The sequence below is a fragment of the Azospirillum sp. TSO22-1 genome (assembly GCF_003116015.1).
Lineage (GTDB): Bacteria > Pseudomonadota > Alphaproteobacteria > Azospirillales > Azospirillaceae > Azospirillum.
Window position 1 is genome coordinate 64,120 of sequence record NZ_LGQZ01000085.1, and the last position, 17,140, is coordinate 81,259.

At 69.7% G+C, this 17,140-nt stretch carries 14 protein-coding genes; 12 read left to right on the top strand and 2 right to left on the bottom strand.

Features of this window, described 5'->3' with window-relative positions; all coding sequences use genetic code 11:
• Positions 1-4 precede the first annotated feature (4 nt).
• Complete coding sequence (locus tag TSO221_RS35105; protein WP_146208880.1) at positions 5-262, bottom strand: hypothetical protein; 258 nt, start codon at positions 260-262, stop codon at positions 5-7.
• A 220-nt stretch (positions 263-482) separates the two neighbouring features.
• On the opposite strand from TSO221_RS35105, the gene TSO221_RS22670 reads away from it, so the two are divergent.
• The 9 genes from TSO221_RS22670 (at position 483) to TSO221_RS22710 (ending at position 11,292) form a co-directional block, all read left to right on the top strand.
• The gene (locus tag TSO221_RS22670; RefSeq protein WP_109120794.1) at positions 483-1,202 is read left to right on the top strand and encodes a nucleotidyltransferase family protein; all 720 of its coding nucleotides are present in this window, start codon (positions 483-485) and stop codon (positions 1,200-1,202) included.
• A gap of 70 nt (positions 1,203-1,272) precedes the next feature.
• Positions 1,273-2,406: a DegT/DnrJ/EryC1/StrS aminotransferase family protein gene (locus tag TSO221_RS22675; protein ID WP_109120795.1), complete on the top strand. Its 1,134-nt coding sequence runs from the start codon at positions 1,273-1,275 to the stop codon at positions 2,404-2,406.
• On the top strand, positions 2,403-3,125 hold the full coding sequence (locus TSO221_RS22680; RefSeq protein WP_109120796.1) for a sugar transferase: 723 nt from the start codon (positions 2,403-2,405) through the stop codon (positions 3,123-3,125). Before TSO221_RS22675 ends, TSO221_RS22680 begins: the two co-directional genes overlap by 4 nt.
• Positions 3,126-3,292: 167 nt before the next feature.
• Positions 3,293-4,753 (top strand): nucleotide sugar dehydrogenase, encoded by a 1,461-nt coding sequence (locus TSO221_RS22685; RefSeq protein WP_247878193.1) that lies wholly within the window; start codon positions 3,293-3,295, stop codon positions 4,751-4,753.
• Positions 4,750-6,372: a Gfo/Idh/MocA family oxidoreductase gene (locus TSO221_RS36855; RefSeq protein WP_109120797.1), complete on the top strand. Its 1,623-nt coding sequence runs from the start codon at positions 4,750-4,752 to the stop codon at positions 6,370-6,372. Before TSO221_RS22685 ends, TSO221_RS36855 begins: the two co-directional genes overlap by 4 nt.
• Positions 6,373-6,390: 18 nt before the next feature.
• Entirely contained in the window at positions 6,391-7,554 is a 1,164-nt protein-coding gene (locus TSO221_RS22695; protein ID WP_109120798.1) for a DegT/DnrJ/EryC1/StrS family aminotransferase, read from the top strand.
• On the top strand, positions 7,551-8,846 hold the full coding sequence (locus tag TSO221_RS22700; RefSeq protein WP_109120799.1) for a glycosyltransferase family 4 protein: 1,296 nt from the start codon (positions 7,551-7,553) through the stop codon (positions 8,844-8,846). Before TSO221_RS22695 ends, TSO221_RS22700 begins: the two co-directional genes overlap by 4 nt.
• Positions 8,847-8,867: 21 nt before the next feature.
• The gene (locus TSO221_RS22705) at positions 8,868-10,298 is read left to right on the top strand and encodes a nucleotide sugar dehydrogenase (RefSeq protein WP_109120800.1); all 1,431 of its coding nucleotides are present in this window, start codon (positions 8,868-8,870) and stop codon (positions 10,296-10,298) included.
• Position 10,299: 1 nt separating this feature from the next.
• Positions 10,300-11,292, top strand: coding sequence for an NAD-dependent epimerase/dehydratase family protein (locus TSO221_RS22710; RefSeq protein WP_109120801.1), 993 nt, complete (start codon positions 10,300-10,302; stop codon positions 11,290-11,292).
• Positions 11,293-11,525: 233 nt separating this feature from the next.
• Here TSO221_RS22710 and TSO221_RS22715 read toward each other — a convergent pair whose 3' ends face one another.
• Positions 11,526-12,563 carry a DUF1565 domain-containing protein gene (locus tag TSO221_RS22715; RefSeq protein WP_109120802.1) on the bottom strand — a complete coding sequence of 346 codons (1,038 nt, stop codon included), beginning with the start codon at positions 12,561-12,563 and terminating at the stop codon, positions 11,526-11,528.
• A 276-nt stretch (positions 12,564-12,839) separates the two neighbouring features.
• Here TSO221_RS22715 and TSO221_RS22720 point away from each other — a divergent pair, with 276 nt between their 5' ends.
• From TSO221_RS22720 to uxaC, 3 genes are all read left to right on the top strand, one after another.
• Positions 12,840-13,220 (top strand): hypothetical protein, encoded by a 381-nt coding sequence (locus TSO221_RS22720; RefSeq protein ID WP_109120803.1) that lies wholly within the window; start codon positions 12,840-12,842, stop codon positions 13,218-13,220.
• 149 nt (positions 13,221-13,369) lie between these two features.
• Positions 13,370-15,541, top strand: coding sequence for a malate synthase G (locus tag TSO221_RS22725; RefSeq protein ID WP_109120810.1), 2,172 nt, complete (start codon positions 13,370-13,372; stop codon positions 15,539-15,541).
• Positions 15,542-15,891: 350 nt separating this feature from the next.
• The coding region (uxaC, locus tag TSO221_RS22730) for a glucuronate isomerase (RefSeq protein ID WP_109120804.1) at positions 15,892-17,140 on the top strand (1,249 nt) is incomplete at its 3' end.

Consider the following 17,140-nt stretch of genomic DNA (forward strand, 5'->3'; position numbering starts at 1 on the left):
CCATTCATGAAAGGCGCAGCACTGGCCGGCAGGCCATGCGGCCGCGCACGCCGCGCATCGGCTTCGTCTTTTTTTTATGCACCCCGGCCGCCACGCGCAGCCCGAGCGCCGCTTCCGGATGCCGATTCCCGGAAAGCCCTCCACCTGCCAGCGCCATGAGCATAAGACCGTCGAAAACGCGGTGTAAACGTAAAAAGAGGCTATACACGGACGCGTCCGCTGCGCAAATCGGGGCAGAAAGCCTGCGCATCAAGCCGCTCATTACCTCATTATTTCAGCAAATCCGGGCGCGGAAGGTCGCTGAATACCGTGCCGCGCGCCTTATGCTTACACCCAGGGAACGGGTTTACACTCACGCAAAGCATAACATAACATGCCCGCCGACGCTTCGCGGGGGATGCCGGCGCGCCCGCGTCCTGTTGGAACATTGTCCCGGCACGGTGCGAATAAGGCGCAAGGCGAGGCACTAGAGGAGGAAAGGAATGAAAGGCGTTATCCAGTGCGGGGGCAAGGGGATGCGGCTCCGGCCCTACACGACGGTGCTGCCGAAACCCTTGATGCCCGTGGGATCGAAGCCGGTGCTCGAACTCCTGCTGAAATGGCTGCGGCGCAACGGCGTGCAGGACGTCTACATCACCACCGGCTACCTCGGCCACCTGATCCGCGCCGTGTGCGGCGACGGCCGCCAGTGGGGCGTCAACATCCATTACACGGAGGAAAACGAGCCGCTGGGCACCGTCGGCGCGCTGCGCCTGCTGCGCGAACAGCTGGACGAGACCTTCCTGGTCATCAACGGCGACGTGCTGACCGACCTCAATCTCGGCGCCTTCGCCGATTTCCACCACCGTCAGGGCGGCAAGCTGACCATCGCCACCACGCGCCGCACCATCGAGACCGACTTCGGCATCATCGAGGAGCACAACAACCGGGTCACCCGCTTCCAGGAGAAGCCGACGCTCACCCATCTGGTCAGCATGGGCGTGTACTGCATGGAGCCGGAGATCCTGCCCTACATCCCCGACGGCGTGCCGTTCGGCTTCGACCACCTGATGGCCTGCATGATGGCGGCGCGCGAGCCGGTCAGCATCTTCCAGCACGGCGGCCTGTGGCTCGACATCGGGCGGGTCGACGACTTCCAGAAAGTCCAGGAAATGGCCTGGGACGAGCAGTGGCCCACCTTCGAGACGAGGGCCGTCGCCTGACGCCGTCCGGGGGCGGTGGGGCGTCGGCCCACCGCCCCCGATCCACATGAGTCCCTTGGGGGGAGACGTCATGCTTCTGGTAGCCGAGCCCTCGTTGGGCGAGGAGGAAAAGGCCGCCCTGGCCGCCGTCATCGACGCCGGCTGGATCACCATGGGCGACCGGGTGCGCGCGTTCGAGAAGGCCTTCGCCGAGACCCAGGGCGTTCCGGACTCGGTCGCCGTCAGCTCCGCCACCGCCGGCCTGCACCTGGCGCTGGCCGCGCTGGGCATCGGACCGGGCGACGAGGTGCTGGTGCCGTCCGCCACCTTCGTGGCGACCGCCAACGTGGTCCTGCACGTCGGCGCCACGCCGGTGTTCGTCGATGTCGAGGACCCGGCCCTGCCGCTGATGTCCCTGGACGACGCCGCGGCCAAGGTGACGGGGCGCACCCGCGCGGTGATGCTGGTGGACTACGCCGGCTACCTGCCCGACGCCGGGCGCTGGCGCGCCTTCGCGCACGCGCACGGCCTGCGCCTGATCGAGGATGCCGCGCACGCGGCGGGCGTGCGGGGCGCCGGCACCATCGGGGATGCCGGCGTCTTCAGCTTCTACGGCAACAAGAACATGACCACCGCCGAGGGCGGCGCCGTCGTCGCCCGTGACCCGGCGGTGCTGGACCGCGTGCACAACCTGCGCGGCCACGGCATGACCACCAGCGTGCAGCAGCGCCTGAGCGGCCACGCCAGCGGCTATGACGTGATTGCGCCGGGCTTCAACTACCGCATGGACGAACTGCGCGCCGCCATCGGGCTGGTGCAGCTGGCCAAGCTGCCGGCATGGAACGAAAAGCGGAAGGACCTCACCGGCCTTTACCGCACCCGGCTGGCGGACGCGTGCCCGGACATCGCCGTGCCGTTCGCCGAACCGCGGGCGTCCGCCCACCACATCATGCCGGTGCTGCTGCCCGACGGGGTGGACCGTCCGCGTGTTGCGGACTCGCTGCGCGCCGACGGGGTGCAGACCAGCGTGCACTACGCGCCGCTGCATCACTTCACCTACTACCGCGAGCGCTTCCCCGGCGTCAGCCTGCCGCGCACCGAGGCGTTCGCCCGGCGCGAGCTGACGCTGCCGCTGCACCCGAAGATGGACGCGGCGGACGTCGATACGGTGGTGCGGGCGCTGGCCCGCGCCCTGTCCAGCCAGCGCGAGGGGATCGCCGCATGACCAGCGAGTCCGACGTCCGCGACCGGGCACCGGCCCGCATCGGCGCCGTCGGCCGGGCCGACGCCACGCTGCGGCGGATCTTCGACGTGGTGGTGGCGCTGGCCGGGATCGTCTGCTTCCTGCCGATCCTGATCCCGGTGGTGCTAGCCATCCGGCTGGATTCGCCCGGGCCGATCCTCTACGCGCAGAATCGGCTGGGCCAGCACGGGCGGATCTTCCGCCTGTACAAGTTCCGCAAGTTCCACGACGGCGCCACCGGCAAGGCGGTGACGGTGAAGAACGACCGCCGCATGACCCGCGTCGGCCGCTTCCTCGAGCGCACCAAGATCGACGAGGTGCCGCAGCTGTGGAACGTGCTGAAGGGCGAGATGTCGGTCATCGGCCCGCGGCCGGAGACGCTGGACTTCGCCGACGGGTTCGACGGCGTCTACCGCGGCGTGCTCGACCACCGGCCGGGCATCTTCGGCCCGAACCAGGTGTACTTCCGCAACGAGGGGGCCCTGTTCCCCGAGAACGTCGATCCGCACGTGTTCTACCGCGCGGTCCTCTTTCCCGCGAAGGCGCGCATCGACCTGGATTACTTCCCGCGCCGCAACCTGCCGCACGACGTGGTGTGGCTGGTGCGCGGCGTGTTCGCCGTCTTCGGCATCGGCCTGCCCTCGGAGGAGACGCTGCGCCGCTTCCGGAATCTGGAGAACCGCGCTGTGCTTCCGGACTAGCCCGACGCACGGCCTCCCCGCTCCTTCTTTTCCATAAGAAGACGCGCCGCAAAAGACAATACTGACGGCTCCGGACGCGGGGGACGCCGTCGGGGATCCACAGCGAAACCGACCACGCCACGGGCACACGCGGATCGCCGCCGCGCGCGTCCGCGCAGGGGGAAACGATGGACCAACTCGACAACACGACGACCGAAGCTCTCGAGGACATGCTGCGCCGCCGCCGGCTGACCGAGCACGCGCCCATGCTGCAACTCGCGTCCAAGCCGGACCTCGCGCGCACACCCGCCCAATCGTCCGATCTGGAGCACCTGCTCGCCCGCTACCGCGAGCGCACGGCGACGGTGGCGGTGGTCGGCCTCGGCTACGTCGGGCTGCCGCTGTCGCTGGCGGCCTGCGAGGCGGGCTTCAAGGTCATCGGCTACGACATCGACGCGCGCACGGTGGAGCACCTGAACGGCAGCCGCAGTCCGCTGCAGCACATCGCCGACGAGCGCATCGGGAAGATCGTCGCCGCCGAGCGCTTCGCCGCCACCACCGACGCCGCCCGCTTCAAGGAGGCCGACGCCATCCTGATCTGCGTGCCGACGCCGCTCGGGTCCCACCACGAGCCCGACCTGTCCTTCGTCGAGGCGACGGCGCACACCATCGCCAGGCACCTGCGCCGCGGCCACCTGGTGGTGCTGGAGTCCACCACCTACCCTGGCACCACCACCGAAGTGATGAAGCCGATCCTGGAGGCCTCCGGCCTGAAATCCGGCGAGGACTTCTTCCTTGCCTACTCGCCGGAGCGCGAGGACCCCGGCAACGCCCAGTTCGAGACGGCGCGCATCCCCAAGGTGGTCTCGGGCGACGGCGAGGCCGCGCTGGCGCTGTGCAATGCGCTGTACGAGCAGTTCGTCAAGACGGTGCCGGTCTCCTCGCCCGAGACGGCGGAGGCGGTGAAGCTGACCGAGAACATCTTCCGCTCGGTCAACATCGCCCTCGTGAACGAGCTGAAGATCGTCTACGACCGCATGGGCATCGACATCTGGGAGGTGATCGAGGCCGCGAAGTCGAAGCCGTTCGGCTACATGCCCTTCTACCCCGGCCCGGGCCTGGGCGGGCACTGCATCCCGATCGATCCCTTCTACCTGACCTGGAAGGCGCGCGAGCTGGGCATCGCCACCCGCTTCATCGAGCTGGCCGGCGAGGTCAACAACAGCATGCCGCACTACGTGGTGAGCCGGACCCGCGACGAGTTGGACCGCCGCTTCCACAAGGGGCTGTCGAACTCCCGCATCCTGGTGGTCGGCATCGCCTACAAGAAGAACGTCTCGGACATGCGCGAGAGCCCGGCGCTGACGATCATGGAGCTGTTCGACAAGGCCGGCGCCAAGGTCGACTACTACGACCCCTACTTCGCGACCATCCCGCCGACCCGGCAGCATGCGGACCTCGCCGGCAAGGCGTGCGTGCCGTTCGAGGATTACGCGCTGGCGCGCTACGACGCGGCGGTGATCGTCACCGACCACGACGACGTGGATTACGCCAAGCTCCTGCGCTTTTCCAAGCTGGTCGTCGATACGCGCAACGCGGTCGGCGCGCTGGGGCTCCCCGAAACCCCCGACACGGTGGCCAAGGCATGAGCAACGAACGGAACGACGCGGCCGTCCCGCGCGTCGCGGTGGTGGGGTGCGGCTACTGGGGCATCAACCTGGTGCGCAACTTCCACCTGACCGAGGCGCTGGCGGCGATCTGCGAAGCCAACCCGGCACGTGCGGCCGAGTTGTCGGCGCAGTTCGGCGTGCCGAACCGGACGCTGGACGAGGTGCTGGCCGATCCCGAGATCGACGCGCTGGTGCTCGCCACCCCGGCGGAGACGCACGCCGCGCTGGCGCTGCGCGCCATCGCCGCTGGCAAGCACGTCTTCGTGGAAAAGCCGCTGGCGCTGGCCGAGGAGGACGCCGCCAAGGTGCGCAAGGCCGCCGAGGCCGCCAAGCGCGTGGTCATGGTCGGCCATCTGCTGCAGTACCACCCGGCCTTCCTGCGCCTGAAGCAGCTGGTCGCCGAGGGGCGGCTGGGCCGGCTGCGCTACATCTACTCGAACCGGCTGAACCTCGGCAAATTCCGCCGCACCGAGAACGTGTTCTGGAGCTTCGCGCCGCACGACATCTCGATGATCCTGGCGCTGGCCGGCGAGGCGCCGGAAAGCGTGCACGCGGTCGGCCACAGCTACCTCTACAACGGCATCGCCGACGTCACCACCACGCAGATGAAGTTCGCCAACGGCATCAACGGCCACATCCACGTCTCCTGGCTGCACCCGAACAAGGAGCAGAAGCTGGTCGTGGTCGGCGAGGCCGGCATGGCCGTCTTCGACGACGGACAGGCGTGGACGCACAAGCTGGTGCTCTATCCGCACCGCGTCGCCTGGCGCGACGGCGCCGCCGAGCCCGCCAAGGCCGACGCCATCCCCGTCGAGGTGCTGCCGGCCGAACCGCTGCGCCTGGAGTGCCTGCACTTCCTGGAGTGCGTCCGCGACGCCAGGCGCCCGCGCACCGACGTCAACGAGGGCATCGGCGTGCTGTCCGTGCTGGAGGCCGCCCAGCGCTCCATGAAAACCGGCGAGTGGGTGGAGTTGAAGCGTCGGGAGGCCACGACCGAGGAGTCCGTGAAGCCGCCCTTCTTCGTGCACGAGACCGCCCGCGTGGACGAGGGCGCGGTGATCGGCGAGGGCACGCGGATCTGGCACTTCACCCACGTGCTGAAGAACACCGCGGTCGGGCGCGGCTGCAACATCGGCCAGAACGTCATGATCGGCCCCGACGTGACGGTCGGCGACCGCTGCAAGATCCAGAACAACGTCAGCGTCTATCCCGGCGTGATCCTGGAGGACGGCGTGTTCTGCGGCCCCAGCTGCGTCTTCACCAACGTCAACAACCCGCGCGCCGAGATCGAGCGCAAGGACGAGTTCCGCGTCACCCACGTCGGCCGCGGCGCCTCCATCGGCGCCAACGCCACCGTCGTCTGCGGCCACACGCTGGGCGCCTACTGCTTCATCGGCGCCGGGGCGGTGGTGACCAGGGACGTGCCGCCGCACGCGCTGATGGTCGGCAACCCGGCCCGCCGGATCGGCTGGGTCAGCCACGCCGGCGAGAAGCTGGGCGACGACCTGACCTGCCCGCGCACCGGCCAGCGCTACCGCATCGACGACAACGGCCAGCTGGCCGAGATCGTCGCGGACGCCGAAACCAAGATCGCCTGAGAAAAGGGAAAAACCGGCATGACCGATCCGATCCCCATGCGCCGCGCAGTCGAGTTCATCGACCTCGGCCGGCAGCAGCGGCGCATCCGCGACCGGCTCGACGCGGCGGTCGCCCGCGTCCTCGACCACGGCGCCTACATCATGGGCCCGGAGGTGGGCGAGCTGGAGCGCAAGCTCTCCGCCTTCTGCGGGGCGAAGCACACGCTGTCCTGCGCCAACGGCACCGACGCGCTGGTGCTGGCGCTGATGGCCAAGGGGCTGAAGCCCGGTGAGGCGGTGATCGTCCCCTCCTTCACCTTCTGCGCCACGGCGGAGGCGGTCGCCATGCTCGGCGGCGTGCCGGTGTTCGCCGACGTGCTGGAGGACACTTATAATATGGACGCCGACAGCCTGAAGGCGGCGGTCCTGACGGCGCGCGAGCAAGGGCTGCCGCTCGCCGGCGTCATCACCGTGGATATCTTCGGCCAGCCCTGCGACTACGACGCCATCGAACCGATCGTCCGCGAGAACGGCCTGTGGCTGGTCTGCGACGCGGCGCAGGCGTTCGGCGCCGTCCACCGCGGCCGCCCGGTCGGCACCATCGGCGACCTCACCACCACCAGCTTCTTCCCGGCCAAGCCGCTGGGCTGCTACGGCGACGGCGGCGCGGTGTTCACCGACGACGACGAGACCATGGCGGTCCTGAAGTCGCTGCGCGTGCACGGCCAGGGTTCGGACAAGTACGACAACGTCCGCATCGGCATGAACGGCCGCCTCGACACCGTGCAGGCCGCCATCCTGATCGAGAAGCTCGCCATCTTCGCCGAGGAGCTGGAGGCGCGCGCCCAGGTCGCCGACCGCTACGACGCGCTGCTGCCGCCCGCCCTCGCCCGCCCGGCGCTGCTGCCGGGCTGCACCTCGGCCTGGGCGCAGTACACGCTGCGCAGCGGGGCGCGCGACGCGCTGATGAAGCGGCTGAAGGAGAACGGCGTCCCCTCGGCGATCTACTACGCCAAGCCGCTGCACCGCCAGCGCGCCTACCAGCACTACCCGGTGGCCGGCGGCGCGCTGCCGGTGACCGACCGGCTGATGGAGACGGTGTTCAGCCTGCCGATGCACCCGTATCTCACCGACGAGGACCAGCGCTGCATCGCCGACGCGTTCGGGGCGGAGGTGGTGGCAACCCAGGCGGCGGCGGAATGAACATCCTGCTCATCAACCACTACGCGGGGTCGGACCGGCTGGGCATGGAGTACCGGCCGTTCTACCTCGCCCGCGAGTGGGTGGCCGCCGGCCATCGGGTGACCATCGTGGGGGCGAGCCACTCGCACCTGCGCGCCCGCCAGCCCGAGCCCACCCACGACCTCGCCACCGACGTCGAGGAGGGGGTGCGCTACCGCTGGCTGCGCACCCGCCCCTATTCCGGCAACGGCCTGGGGCGGGTCGCCAACATGGCGGCCTTCGTCGCCAAGCTCTGGGCCTACGCCCCGCGGCTGGCGCGGGAGGAGCGGCCGGACGTGGTGATCTGCTCCTCCACCTACCCGCTCGACATCTACCCCGGCGCGCGCATCGCCCGCCGGGCCGGCGCGCGGCTGGTGTTCGAGGTGCACGACCTGTGGCCGCTGACGCCGATGCTGCTCGGCGGCTATTCGCCCGGGCATCCGTTCATCCGGGCGATGCAGGCGGCCGAGGACTACGCCTGCCGGCATGTCGACACGCTGGTCTCGATCCTGCCGCACACCCGCGACTATCTGGTCGGACGCGGCCTGGATCCGGCGAAGTTCGTGCACATCCCGAACGGGATCCCGGCCGCCGCCTTCCGGAACGCCCCGGCCGGCGAGCTGCCGCCGGACCTCGCCTCCCGCATCGCCGCGGAGCGGGCGCGCGGGCATTTCCTGGTCGGCTACGCCGGCGGCATCAACCCGTCCGACCCGCTGGAGACGATCCTCGACGCGGCGATCCGGCTGAAGGACAAGCCGGTTTCCTTCATCTTCGTCGGCGGCGGATCGGCGGAGCGCGAATTCAAGGCGCGGATCGCGGCGGCGGCGCTGCCGAACGTCCACCACATGGGCGTTATTCCCAAGGTGCTCGTCCAGACGTTCCTGGCGGAGATGGACGCGCTGACCATGTCGTGGAAGCGCAGCCCGCTCTACGCCTACGGCGTCTCGCCCAACAAGGTGTTCGACTACATGCTGGCCGGCCGGCCGATCGTGCAGGCGTGCGAGGCCGGCAACGATCTGGTCGGCGAGGGCCGGTGCGGCTTCACCGTGCCGCCCGAGGATACGCAAGCCTTCGCCGACGCCCTGCTGCGGCTGTCCGGGATGGCGCCGGAGGAGCGCGCCCGCCTCGGCGGGAACGGTCGGCGCTTCGTGCTGGAACACCACGACTACCGCGTCCTGGCAGCCCGCTTCGCCGCCGTGACGGCTCCGCCGGTCCTTGCGGACCCCGCGCACACCCTCGCCAGGCGCACGGCGGTGGCCGACGCGCACGGCTGAAAGAGTCTAGGGGGGATTGACATGAATTACATCGCTTCGCCGGCGGACACGCTCGACCTCGCGGTCGACCGGGGCCGGCCGATGGTCTGCGTCCAGGGGCTGGGCTTCGTCGGCTCCGCCATGGCCATCGCCATCGCCAACGCGCGCGGGCCGGACGGCCAGCCGCTCTATACGGTGGTCGGTGTCGACCTGCCCAACGAGGCCGGCCGGCACCGCGTCTCCAGCATCGCCCGCGGCGCGATGCCGTTTCCCGGCGGCGACCCGGCGCTCGACGCGGCGCTGGTCCGCGCCCACGAAGCCGGCAACCTGACCGCCACCGACAACCCGGAGGTGTTCGCCATCGCCGACGTGGTGCTGGTGGACATCAACCTGGACATCGACTGGTCCGCCCCGCAGCCGGAGGTGCGCTTCGGCCCGCTGGAGCGCGCCATGGACGATCTGGGATCCCGCCTGCCTCCCGGCGCGCTGGTGATCGTCGAGACCACGGTGCCGCCCGGCACCTGCGAGCGGGTGATCGGGCCGCGCCTCGCCGCCGCGCTGGAGGCGCGCGGCCTGCCCGCGGACGCCATCCACCTCGCCCATTCCTACGAGCGGGTGATGCCCGGCGCGCAGTACTACGAGTCCATCGTCAACTACTGGCGCGTCTATTCCGGCCGCACGCCGGAGGCGGCCGACGCCTGCGAGCGCTTCCTGTCCACCGTGCTTAACGTCAGGGACTACCCGCTGACGCGGCTGGCCAGCACCACGGCGTCGGAGACGGCCAAGGTGCTGGAGAACAGCTACCGCGCCGTCACCATCGCCTTCATGGAGGAATGGGGCCGCTTCGCCGAGGCGGTGGGCATCGACATGTTCGAGATCGTCGGCGCCATCCGCAAGCGCCCGACCCACGCCAACATGCGCCAGCCCGGCTTCGGCGTCGGCGGCTACTGCCTGACCAAGGACCCGCTGTTCGGCGCGGTGGCGGCGCGCACGCTGTTCGGCCGCGAGGACCTGGGCTTCCCGTTCTCCAGCGAGGCGGTGCGCACCAACGCGGCGATGCCGCTGGTGGCGCTCGACACGCTGCGCCGGCGCTTCGGCGGCTCGCTGCGGGACAAGCGCGTCCTGCTGCTCGGCGTCTCCTACCGCGAGGACGTCGGCGACACCCGCTACTCGCCGGCCCAGACCTTCGTCGAGGCGGCGGAGCGCGAGGAGGCCAAGGTGGTCGCGCACGACCCGCTGGTCGCCTACTGGGCCGAGCTGGCCCGCCCGGTGTGCCGCGAATTGCCGGACCCGACGGGCTTCGACGCCGTCGTCTTCACCCAGGCCTCGCCGCCCTACCGCCGCCTCGACCTCGCGGCATGGCTGAAGGACGCGAGGCCCGAGGTGATCGACGCCAACAACGTTCTGACCGACGACCAGCGCCGCCAGCTCCGCGACCTGGGCTGCGGCTTCACCAGCATCGGACGGGGGTGACATGCTCAAGGCACTCGTGACCGGCGGCGCCGGCTTCATCGGCTACCACCTCGCCCGCGCGCTCGCCGGGCGCGGCTACGCGGTGGACATCCTCGACAACCACGCCCGCGGCGTGCGCGACGACGCGCTGCAGGAGCTGCTCGCCCAGCCCGGCGTGCGGATGATCGAGGCCGACCTGCGCGACCCCGCCACGGCGGACGCGCTGGACACCGACTACGACCGCATCTTCCACTTGGCCGCCATCATCGGCGTGCAGCACGTCCGCTCCCGCCCCTACGAGGTGCTGACGGCGAACGCCGCGATGCTCGACACGGTGATCCGGCTGGGCCGGCGGCAGCGGGCGCTGGGGCGCATCCTGTTCGCCTCGACCAGCGAGATCTACGCCGGCACCCTCCAGGCCTTCGGGATTCCGGTGCCGACGCCGGAGGACACGCCGCTGACCTGCGGCGACCTGACCGAGCCGCGCACCTCCTACATGCTGTCCAAGCTGTACGGCGAGGCGATGGTGCGCTTCTCCGGCGTGCCCTTCACCATCGTGCGCTTCCACAACGTCTACGGCCCGCGCATGGGGATGTCGCACGTGGTGCCGCAGCTGCTGGAGAAGGCGCAGCGGCTGACCGGCGACGCGCCGCTGGAGGTGGCGAGCGTCGAACACAGCCGCTCCTTCTGCTACGTGGACGACGCGGTGGAGTACCTGGTGCGCATGGTCATGCTGCCGGCCTGCGCCAACCAGACCTTCAACGTCGGCACCCAGGCGCCGGAGGTGCGCATCGGCGACGTGGCGCAGGTGATCCTCGACGTGGTCGGCCGCGCCAACCCGGTCCGGGCGCTGCCGGAGCATCCGGGCTCGCCGACGCGGCGCGCGCCGGACATGGGCAAGGCCGTCGAGGCGACCGGCTTCCGCTCCCGCGTCGATCTGCGCACCGGCGTGCAGAAGACCTACGACTGGTACCGCGAGCACGTGTTCGAACGCGCCGAGGTGTGCGCGGTGTGATGACGACGAAAGGGGTGGATGGGTACCCCGACCCGTCCACCCCTTTGCACATTCCTTATGCACCGAAGATTCGTTCCCCGAACCGTCCCGGTCTGCCAGTATTTCCCCAGCCGCGGGACAATGCCGGAAACCCAAGACCCTCATTGGCGGGAGGTGCGGCGGACCGGCCTCGGCAACAGACAAGGGCCGCTCTTTCGAGCGGCCCTTGCTTTTGTGCGTGACCCTTGCTGTCGTCAGTGCACCGCCGACGCCAGATCGTCGTGCAGCGTGTGCATCTCGAAGCCGGCCACCGCGTCGTACACCGGCAGCGCCTCGGCGTGGGCCACGGCGACCGTCTCGGCGGCGGCCGGCGCGGCGGCCTGCTGGACCAGCGTCAGGTGCTCGGGCACCAGTTCCATGGCGGCCGACGCGCTGGCGCCGGACTTCAGCTGCCAGTCGGTGCCGTTGGCGGTCAGCGTGTTGCCGCTGTAGACGTTGTGCGAGCCGACGTTGCCCGCCTCCTCCACACCCTTGCCGGCGTGGGTGATGACGTTGCCGGTCACCTTCGAGTAATCGTTCGGGGCGCTGCTGTTGTAGGTGTCGCCCGAGCCGATCATCACGCCGGCGCCGTGCACCCAGCCGATCTTGTTGCCGGTGATGCTCAGGTTGCTGGCGTCGTGCCACGAGGTGACGCCGTCGCCGATCACCCAGAACACCTCGTTGCCGGACACCTCACCGTTGGTGGCCATGTAGATGCCGTGCACCAGGCTGCTCGCCTCGCTGTCCGGGCCGATGCGGTAGACGTCGTTGTCGATGACCTTGATGTTGGTGCCGCCGTAGTAGCCGTCGCCCATGATGCCCGCACCGCCCTGGCCACCGCTCTTGGCCGCGTCCAGCGCGCTGTCGGTGTGGACGATGTCGTGCACCTTCATGTTCTGCACCACCGAGTTCGAACCGGTGGTGTACACCCCGAACAGCCACGGCGTGCCGCCCTTGTAGGCGCTGCCGTCGATCTCGAAGCCGTCGATGGTGACGTTGGTGCCGCGGTTGTCCCACGCCTCGGTGCTGTCGTTGCCGGCGCCCGGGACGATCTTCGCCGCCCCCTTCACGTCGGAGACGTAGGTCACGCCGCTCGTCGTCGTCTGGAAGCCGCCCTCGTAGGTGCCGGCGGCGACGTGGACGGTGCTGCCCGACGAGGCCGCATCCGCGGCGCGCTCGATGGTCCGGAACGGCGAAGCCTGGGTGCCCGCGTTGTTGTCCGAACCGTTGGTCGAGACGTAAAGGTCGGTCATGGCTCTACTCTTCCTACTGTTTTTTCACTGGGGGAGGGGGTGTCCCCCTCCGGGGCGCGAAGGCCCGTCGAAACCGTTTTGAAGGCGCCGCGGGGAGCAGCGCGTCGATGAGCAATTCATGCCTTGTTAAGGTTAACAACACGTAAAACTCGATCGGGTTTTGCACGAAACCCGCGCCGTACCCCATCTGGACAGGGTACCCCGCCGTGGATGTCGCACCGCGGCAGGGCCTTCCGGTACAGCTGTGGGCCTCCGTCGCCACCCTTCCCGAGACCCATGCCCGAACACACGCCCCTGCCCGCCCCGCTGCGCCGTCTCGCCGCAGCGCTGCTGATCGCCGCCGCCGCCTTCGCCTTCTGGGCCGCCCTGCAGCCGGGCCTGGAACCGCCCGGCCACGGCATCGACAAGCTGGTGCACGCCGGGGTGTTCGCCGTGCTGGGCGGTCTGGCGCTCGCCGCCGCCCCCGACCGCCGGTCGCTGCTGCTGGCGCTGGCCGGGCTGGCGGCGCTGGGCGGGATGATCGAGGTGGTGCAGGGAATGGTCGGCCGCGACGCCAGCCTGAGCGACCTGACGGGCGATGTCCTGGGCATCGCGGCGGGCGCCTGGGCGGCGCGTGCGGTCATCGAAATGGGGCGCGAGCGCTTCTTCCCAGGCTGACGCGTCCTCCTTAATTCGGGGGAGATTCCTGGCACGCGACCGTGTACGGTGTCGCCGGATGCCCCCGGGGGCATGCGGTGAAACGCGTCAGCCACTCAAAAAAACCTAAGCACCGCAGGGAAATCGACTTAGGAGGAAAAGGACATATGGTGACCGAACGCATTCAGGTCGGCGGGTTGCAGATCGCGGCTGAACTTCACCGGTTCATGGAGAACGAGGCGCTGCCGGGCACCGGCGTGTCGCCGCAGCAGTTTTGGTCGGCGCTCGACGCCATCCTGCACGATCTGGCGCCGCGCAACCGCGCGCTGCTCGCCAAGCGCGACGAGTTGCAGGCGAAGATCGACGCCTACTACCGCGGGCGCCGCGGCCAGCCGGCCGACTTCGCCGGCTACAAGGCCTTTCTGAAGGAGATCGGCTACCTGCTGCCCGAGGGCGCGGACTTCCAGGTCACGACGACCAACGTCGATCCGGAGATCTCCACCACCGCCGGCCCGCAGCTGGTGGTGCCGGTGATGAACGCGCGCTATGCGCTCAACGCCGCCAACGCGCGCTGGGGCAGCCTGTACGACGCGCTGTACGGCACCGACGCGATCCCCGACGCCGACGGCGCCGGGCGCGGCGTCGGCTACAACCCGAAGCGCGGCGAGAAGGTCATCGCCTTCGCCCGCACCGTCCTGGACGGCGCCGCCCCGCTGGCCGCCGGCTCGCACCGCGACGCCACCGGCTACACGGTCGAGGGCGGCGCGCTGAAGGTGGCGCTGGCCGACGGCTCTGCCACCGGCCTGAAGGATCCGGCCAAGTTCGTCGGCTACACCGGCGAGGCCGCGGCGCCCGCCGCCATCCTGCTCGCCAACAACGGCCTGCACCTGGAGATCCGCATCGACCGCGCCCACGCCATCGGCAAGACCGATCCGGCCGGCGTGGCCGACCTGGTCGTCGAGTCGGCGCTGACCACCATCATGGACTGCGAGGACTCGGTCGCCGCGGTGGACGCCGAGGACAAGGCCGTCGCCTACCGCAACTGGCTGGGCCTGATGAAGGGCGACCTGACCGCCACCTTCCCCAAGGGCAGCGGCACGGTCGAGCGCAGGCTTAACCCCGACCGCACCTACACGACCCCGGCCGGCGGCACCCTGACGCTGCACGGCCGCAGCCTGATGCTGGTGCGCAACGTCGGCCACCTGATGACCAACAGCGCCGTGCTGCTGAAGGACGGCAGCGAGGCGCCGGAGGGCATCCTCGACGCCATCTGCACCGCCGCCATCGCGCTGCACGACCTGAAGGGCCTGGGCACGCACCGCAACAGCCGCGCCGGCTCGATGTACATCGTCAAGCCGAAGATGCACGGCCCCGAGGAGGTCGCCTTCGCGTCCGAGCTGTTCGGCCGCGTCGAGGACGCGCTGGGCATGGCCCGCAACACCCTCAAGATGGGCATCATGGACGAGGAGCGCCGCACCACGGTGAACCTCAAGGAGTGCATCCGCGCCGCGGCGGAGCGGGTGGTGTTCATCAACACCGGCTTCCTCGACCGCACCGGCGACGAGATCCACACCGCCATGGAGGCGGGTCCGGTCATCCGCAAGGGCGATATCAAGAACGCCGCGTGGATCAAGGCCTACGAGGACTGGAACGTCGACACCGGCCTGCTGTGCGGCCTGAAGGGCCGGGCGCAGATCGGCAAGGGCATGTGGGCGATGCCGGACCTGATGGCCGACATGCTGAAGATCAAGATCATGCACCCGCAGGCCGGCGCCAACACCGCCTGGGTGCCCTCGCCCACCGCGGCGACGCTGCACGCGCTGCACTATCATCAGGTCAACGTCGCCGAGCGTCAGGCCGAGCTGGCCAGCCGCACCCGCGCCGACCTGGACGCCATCCTGACCATCCCGCTGGCCGACCGCCCGAACTGGTCGGAGGCCGAGATCCAGCAGGAGCTGGACAACAACGCCCAGGGCATCCTGGGCTACGTGGTCCGCTGGATCGACCAGGGTGTCGGGTGCTCGAAGGTGCCGGACATCAACAACGTCGGCCTGATGGAGGACCGCGCGACGCTGCGCATCTCCAGCCAACACATCGCCAACTGGCTGCACCACGGCATCGCCACCGAGGCGCAGGTGACGGAGACGATGAAGCGCATGGCCGCGGTGGTCGATCAGCAGAACGCCGGCGACCCGCTGTACCGCCCGATGGCACCCGGCTTCGACACGAGCGTCGCGTTCCAGGCGGCCTGCGATCTGGTGTTCAAGGGCCGCGAGCAGCCCAACGGCTACACCGAGCCCGTCCTGCACCGCCGCCGCATCGAGGCGAAGGCCCGCGGCTGACCATTGCCTCCCTCCCCTGCGCAGCGGGGGAGGGGTTGGGGGTGGGGGCAAGCGCTACATGACGAGAGGGGGCCGGGCCCAAACCCGCCCCCTTTTCCTTTGTGCGCGCCCCCAACAGATTCGGCTTGCGCTTTTCCACTAATATTCTAGTATAAAAGTGCCCTCGCGGTTTTTGGTGCAGTCCCGCGGGGCGCATGGTTGCGCTGACTGACGTTTTTCCCGAATACCTGGGCCGCCGGTTCCCCCGACCGGCGGCCCGATTTGTCGGTGGTGGCGGCGGCGGCGCGGTTCCATGCGGCTCGAAGGACGAGCCACCCGACGCACCCAAAAAATAGCGATAGGGGACGGACATGCTCCACGAAGACCGGCTCTTTGCGAGCGACCCGACGCAGCGCGCCATCGCGCGCCGGCTGTACGCCCGGGTCGGACACCTGCCGATCATCAGCCCGCACGGCCACACCGACCCGGCGTGGTTCGCGAAGAACAACGCCTTTCCCGACCCGGCGGCGCTGTTCGTGGTGCCCGACCACTACATCTATCGCATGCTCTACAGCCAGGGCGTCCGGCTGGAGGAGCTCGGCATCCCGCGCAAGGACGGCGCCGCGGTGGAGACCGACTCCCGCACGATCTGGCGCCGCTTCGCCGCGCACTGGCATCTGTTCCGCGGCACGCCGACCCGGCTGTGGCTGGAGCACGCGCTGGAGACCGTCTTCGGCGTCACCGAGCGCCTGAGCCCGGCCACCGCCGACCGCATCTACGATCAGGTGGACGAGCGCCTGCGCCGCCCCGAGTACCGCCCGCGCGCCCTGTTCGAGCGCTTCAACATCGAGGTCATCGCCACCACCGAGTCGCCGCTCGACCCGCTGGAGCACCACCGGGCGATCCGCGAAAGCGGCTGGAAGGGCCGCGTCGTCACCGCCTTCCGCCCCGACCCGGTCGTCGATCCGGAGTTCGAGGGCTTCCGGGCCAACGTCGAACGGCTGGGCGCCCTCACCGGCGAGGACGCCGCGACCTGGAGCGGCTACCTCGCCGCACTGGCCAACCGCCGCCGGTACTTCAAGGAGGTCGGCGGCGCCACCTCGACAGACCATGGCCACCCCACCGCCACGACGGCCGACCTCTCCCGCGCGCAAGCCGAATCCCTGTTCGCCAAGGCGCTGCGCGGCACCATCACCCCGGCCGAGGCCGAGCTGTTCCGCGGCCAGATGCTGACCGAGATGGCGCGCATGAGCCTGGAGGACGGGCTGGTCATGCAGATCCACCCCGGCAGCTTCCGCAACCACAACCCGCAACTCTTCGCCGCGTACGGCCGCGACAAGGGCGCCGACATCCCGACCGGCACCGAGTACGTGCGCGCCCTGAAACCGCTGCTCGACCGCGTCGGCAACGAGCGCGACCTGACCATCATCCTGTTCACCCTGGACGAGACCAGCTACAGCCGCGAACTGGCGCCGCTGGCCGGGCATTACCCGGCGCTGCGCCTCGGCCCCTCCTGGTGGTTCCACGACAGCCCGGAAGGCATGCGCCGCTTCCGCGAGATGGTCACCGAGACCGCCGGCTTCTACAACACCGTCGGCTTCAACGACGACACCCGCGCCT

Coding starts and splice junctions, on each gene's coding strand:
- TSO221_RS22680 (WP_109120796.1), top strand. CDS start 2,403: ATGACCAGCGAGTCCGACGTCCGCGACCGGGCACCGGCCCGCATCGGC.
- TSO221_RS35105 (WP_146208880.1), bottom strand. CDS start 262: ATGAGCGGCTTGATGCGCAGGCTTTCTGCCCCGATTTGCGCAGCGGAC.
- TSO221_RS22685 (WP_247878193.1), top strand. CDS start 3,293: ATGGACCAACTCGACAACACGACGACCGAAGCTCTCGAGGACATGCTG.
- TSO221_RS22695 (WP_109120798.1), top strand. CDS start 6,391: ATGACCGATCCGATCCCCATGCGCCGCGCAGTCGAGTTCATCGACCTC.
- TSO221_RS22705 (WP_109120800.1), top strand. CDS start 8,868: ATGAATTACATCGCTTCGCCGGCGGACACGCTCGACCTCGCGGTCGAC.
- TSO221_RS36855 (WP_109120797.1), top strand. CDS start 4,750: ATGAGCAACGAACGGAACGACGCGGCCGTCCCGCGCGTCGCGGTGGTG.
- TSO221_RS22700 (WP_109120799.1), top strand. CDS start 7,551: ATGAACATCCTGCTCATCAACCACTACGCGGGGTCGGACCGGCTGGGC.
- TSO221_RS22710 (WP_109120801.1), top strand. CDS start 10,300: ATGCTCAAGGCACTCGTGACCGGCGGCGCCGGCTTCATCGGCTACCAC.
- TSO221_RS22720 (WP_109120803.1), top strand. CDS start 12,840: ATGCCCGAACACACGCCCCTGCCCGCCCCGCTGCGCCGTCTCGCCGCA.
- TSO221_RS22715 (WP_109120802.1), bottom strand. CDS start 12,563: ATGACCGACCTTTACGTCTCGACCAACGGTTCGGACAACAACGCGGGC.
- TSO221_RS22670 (WP_109120794.1), top strand. CDS start 483: ATGAAAGGCGTTATCCAGTGCGGGGGCAAGGGGATGCGGCTCCGGCCC.
- TSO221_RS22675 (WP_109120795.1), top strand. CDS start 1,273: ATGCTTCTGGTAGCCGAGCCCTCGTTGGGCGAGGAGGAAAAGGCCGCC.